Origin of the sequence: Kitasatospora sp. NPDC048540, from assembly GCF_040651175.1 — a bacterium.
In the GTDB taxonomy this organism is placed as follows: Bacteria; Actinomycetota; Actinomycetes; order Streptomycetales; family Streptomycetaceae; genus Kitasatospora.
The window spans coordinates 1-3,902 of the sequence record NZ_JBEZIR010000245.1; the positions used below are offsets into that span (position 1 = coordinate 1).

General features: G+C 70.3%; 3 protein-coding genes and 1 pseudogene. 2 read left to right on the forward strand and 2 right to left on the reverse strand.

Annotated features, from left to right (window positions below):
• Window positions 1-361, forward strand: a pseudogene (locus AB0D08_RS40445) (hypothetical protein); the annotation flags it as partial.
• Window positions 362-1,471: 1,110 nt separating this feature from the next.
• Here AB0D08_RS40445 and AB0D08_RS40450 read toward each other — a convergent pair.
• Complete coding sequence (locus AB0D08_RS40450) at window positions 1,472-2,149, reverse strand: hypothetical protein (protein WP_359895366.1); 678 nt, start codon at window positions 2,147-2,149, stop codon at window positions 1,472-1,474.
• 749 nt (window positions 2,150-2,898) lie between these two features.
• Here AB0D08_RS40450 and AB0D08_RS40455 point away from each other — a divergent pair.
• Window positions 2,899-3,435 (forward strand): RICIN domain-containing protein, encoded by a 537-nt coding sequence (locus tag AB0D08_RS40455; protein WP_359895368.1) that lies wholly within the window; start codon window positions 2,899-2,901, stop codon window positions 3,433-3,435.
• A gap of 89 nt (window positions 3,436-3,524) precedes the next feature.
• Here AB0D08_RS40455 and AB0D08_RS40460 read toward each other — a convergent pair.
• Window positions 3,525-3,902: LuxR C-terminal-related transcriptional regulator (locus tag AB0D08_RS40460; RefSeq protein WP_359895370.1), on the reverse strand; the 378-nt coding region annotated here is incomplete at its 5' end.

Here is a 3,902-nt window from a genome sequence, read left to right on the forward strand (position 1 = left end):
CGACACCACCCGCCCTGGATGTCTTCACGGTCTTCGACAACGGGACCACCGGCCGGCCCAAGCTGACAATCACCCACAACACCGTGCCGGCCTGCGCCCCGCCGGCACCAAGGGCGTGGACGCCGCGCTGCTGCTGGCCGAGATGGCCGCCCCGCACCTGGTGCAGCCGGCCTGGCCGCGGGTGCTGGAGATGTCGAGGGCGCCGGTGCCCTATGACCTTCTGGTCGACGCCGACGACCGGTTGCGGAGCGCGGCGGCGCGGCCGGTGGCGGTGCCCGGGCCGGTGGTCATCGACCGCGGGCGGGTGTTCGTCTCCGAGGCGTTCTTGGCCGCCGCCCAGACGCTCGGCATCAGTGTGTAGCCCGTTCCCCCGCGCCAGCCCGCCGCCAAGGGCCCCGTCGAGGGCACCTTCGGCTCGGTCAACAGTCTGTTCTGCCAGCACGTCGTCGGCCGTACCGGCGCCAGCCCGGCCCGACGCGGAACCTGTGCCGAGAGCGAGGCAATGTGGAGCGTGGCGCAGCTGCAGGACCTGCTGGATGAGTGGATCACCATCGAATGGCAGAACCGGCCACACGAGGGACTGCGGCATGGTGCGGACCCTGAGCAGCAGATCGGCGAGAACGACCCCGCAGCAACCGCGGCGGTGTCGGCAGCGCCGAACTCCGCCTCGACACCGCAGCCCAAGACCAGTTGGCCGCCTTCGCCCGCGCCCCGCTCAGGAATCTCACCCGGGCGCTGCCCCGCCTGGCCGACGACCGTACCCGGCCCCTCTCCCCCACCACCTGCACCGGCACTCGCCGCGCCCCCGCACCCGCACCCGACGCACCACCGTCATCACCCATCGCGTCTGGCAGCCGCTCGGGCCCGGCGAACAACCCGTCCTGGCCTGCCAGCCGCGCCCACATCCTCCCGCCCGCACACCAGGCCCTGTGCCCGCGCCGCCAGCACTGGAGCCTGGATCCGGACCGCCACCTGGCCGCTGCCGCCCTGCCCGAACTGTGCCGGGCATGGTGCGACCACCAGCGCCTGCTCCGCCACCCGGACGCCGCTTACGCCACCAGCTGGGCCACAGCCATCACCACCCGCTGGTACGACCAGCAGAGCATCCTCGCCGCCCGCTGGCAGCACCGCCTGGTGCGCCTGGCCGACACCGACCCCCACGCCGAACTCGCCGGACAGTCCTGGGCCCTGCACGCGCGCGGCCTCATCACCTTCCCCGAGACGATCGTCCCGGCCCGTGCCTGGCCGCCGCACGCCTGCCAGGACAGGCCCGGCAGGGCACCGCCCCCACCCCGCACCCCGCGATCACCGCGTTCTGCCGGCACACCGCCCACCGCCTCGCCATCGCCCGCCTCACACCCCCACCCGGCGACCTGTGGTGGACCTGGATCCACCACACCACCACCCCCAGCACCGTGCAGAGACGCCGGGCCAGCCGGTGACCCGACCACCCGCCCACACGGGGCCACGGTCACGGACCGTTCGCTTCCTTCCGCACGCCTCTGTGGTGCTCCACCACCTCATGGCGCAGCGGAACCGTGAGCTGCATCTTCTGGGCCCACGGGTGGGCGTAGATGCGGGTGTGGAAGCCACCGGCGTGGTACCCGCCGCTGCGGATCACCACCTCGGCGTCAGTGACCTCCACGGTGAGCGTGCGCCGTGCTCCCCACTCGCCCACCAGGTAGTCGTTGCCCGCGGCACGCACGTACCCGGCGCAATCCGGGCGCACCGGGAGGAGGCGGCTGCCCGGAGGCGGTTGGAGAAGCGGACGTGTGCTTGAGGGCCCCGTCAGCAGGGCTGCCCGCTCGGTGGTCCGGTGTGCTGTGCGGTCGGGAGCCCAAGGGCTAGGGAAGTCCTCCGGCCACCTGTGCAGGGCAGTCGCGAGGTCGTCCGGCGAGGTGAAGAGGCGGCCTGGTGGGCAGGCCGCCGCCGGATGCCGGCGGGCGGTGGTCAGCAGGGCCGGCTCGGTGATGCCCTCGCGGAGGAACTCGACGGTGGTGCTGCCCAGCTCGGCCTGCGTCCGGTAGGTGGACCAGTCATCGCCCTCGTCCCAAGGCGATGCCGGGACATCCGTGCCCGAGGGATCCCGGCGCATCGTGTGTGGCACGCCGCCCCACTCGCGGAAGAGGCGGTACTGAGCGGCCCACACGTCCGACAGCTCCGAGTGGCTCGGGTCTCGAGCGGGGTGAGGTACCCGAACTCGGGGTGTTTGCGGAGCCTGGTGCGGTTGTATTCGACCTCGATGAAGCGGAAGACGTCGGCGCGGGCGGCCTCGCGGCTCTCCCGGAGGGTGGTGCCGATCTCCGCTTCGAGCAGTCCGAAGAAGCCCTCAGCTGCAGCATTGTCGTAGCAGATGCCGGCTCTTCCCATGCTCTGCCTCGGGTTCAACGTCCATATCTCGCTGTGGAATTCGCCACTCGAATACTCGGTTCCGCGGTCGGTGTGCACGATGCAGCTGGGCTGCAGGCCGCCCCGGCCGGCGGCCGTGCGCAGGGCATCGGCGACCAGCTCGGCCACTTACGAGGTGCCTTGCCGGTCGGGCCGGTGGAAGCGTGGAGAACTCCCGTCTTCCCTGCTCAGCGGGCACCTCTTTGCGTCGGCCGCCTCTCGGTCACGTCACCGGTCGACGGGTCCAGACTCAAAGAAACGGATCTTTCCGGTGAGGCTTCCGGCTGTCTTTCCTGGTGGCCAAGTGGTGCCGATGGTGTGCTTTACGCACCGGACGCTCAAAGCTTCCACCGACCTGTAGGGAAGGTTGGGACATTCCTCCCTGCCCCGGAAAGCGTGCCCACAGGATGGCCCTGCGGGCAGGCTCACGGGCAGTACGTCTGCTCGGCACCCCGGACTCGCTGGGAGCGTTTGGCCTCGGAATTCCAGTTCAGGAAAAGGAGAAGAGTCATGCATTTTGCCGCCAAGAACGGTCTGCGCACTCTGGCCGCCCTGGCCGTCATGACCACGGGGGTGCTGACCGCGCCGGTCGTTGCGAACGCCGCGACGGTGGCCCCGTCCACCCACACGATCGAGACCTTCGCGGGCAAGTGCCTCAACGTGAATGGTGCCAGCACCGACGACGGCGCTGCCATCATCCAGTACACCTGCAACGTCGACAACGGTTACACAAACGACCAGTTCGCCCTGGTCCCGTTCCAGGACAGCGGCGACCAGATCCAGATCCAGACTTTCGCGGACAAGTGCCTCGACGTCGAGGGCGGCAACAGGAACGACTGGGCACGCATCATCCAGTACACCTGCTCCGCCTCGGAGAACCAGCGGTTCACCCTGACGCACCTCCCCAACGGCAAGGCCCAGATCAAGACGTTCGCCGGCAAGTGTGTCAACGTCGCTTCCATGAATCCTGCGAACTTTGCGAGCATCATCCAGTACACCTGCCAGAACAATGGTTCCGTTAACGAGGAGTTCATCATTTCGCGCTGACACTGTCCCGGTCAGCAGTTCCGCGCGCGGGGCTCCGGATGTCGTACGGCTGCTCACGGGCGGCGGCATGCCGCAGGTCCGCCGTGTGGTCAGTCTCTTGGGGCCGGAGCCGCGACTCTCAGCCGGGTCGGCAAGGCGGTTGCCGCGCGGTGTGCGCGGTCCGCCATCTCGGCCCGGCCGCTCACCCCCAGGATGCGGCTCACCCGGCCGATCAGCGCCTTCACGTCCTGCGGGGTCAGCAGCAGGGCCTGGGCGATCTGACGGTCACTGTGACCGGCACCGACCATGTCCAACAGATGATGCTCGGTCATCGACATGCTCGGGGCCGGCGGTGGGCCCGGGCGGGGACGCACCCCCAGTGCGGTCAACGCCCGGCGTGCCCGGCCGGCCAGCAGGGCGCTGTCGCAGGCCTCGGCCTGCGCCCCCGCCCCCCGGCCGGGCCCGCGGGCCGGGAGGGGGGGGGCCGC

What these genes read in the sequence shown, in the direction of transcription:
- AB0D08_RS40455 (WP_359895368.1), top strand. Translation starts at nt 2,899, where the DNA reads ATGCATTTTGCCGCCAAGAACGGTCTGCGCACTCTGGCCGCCCTGGCC.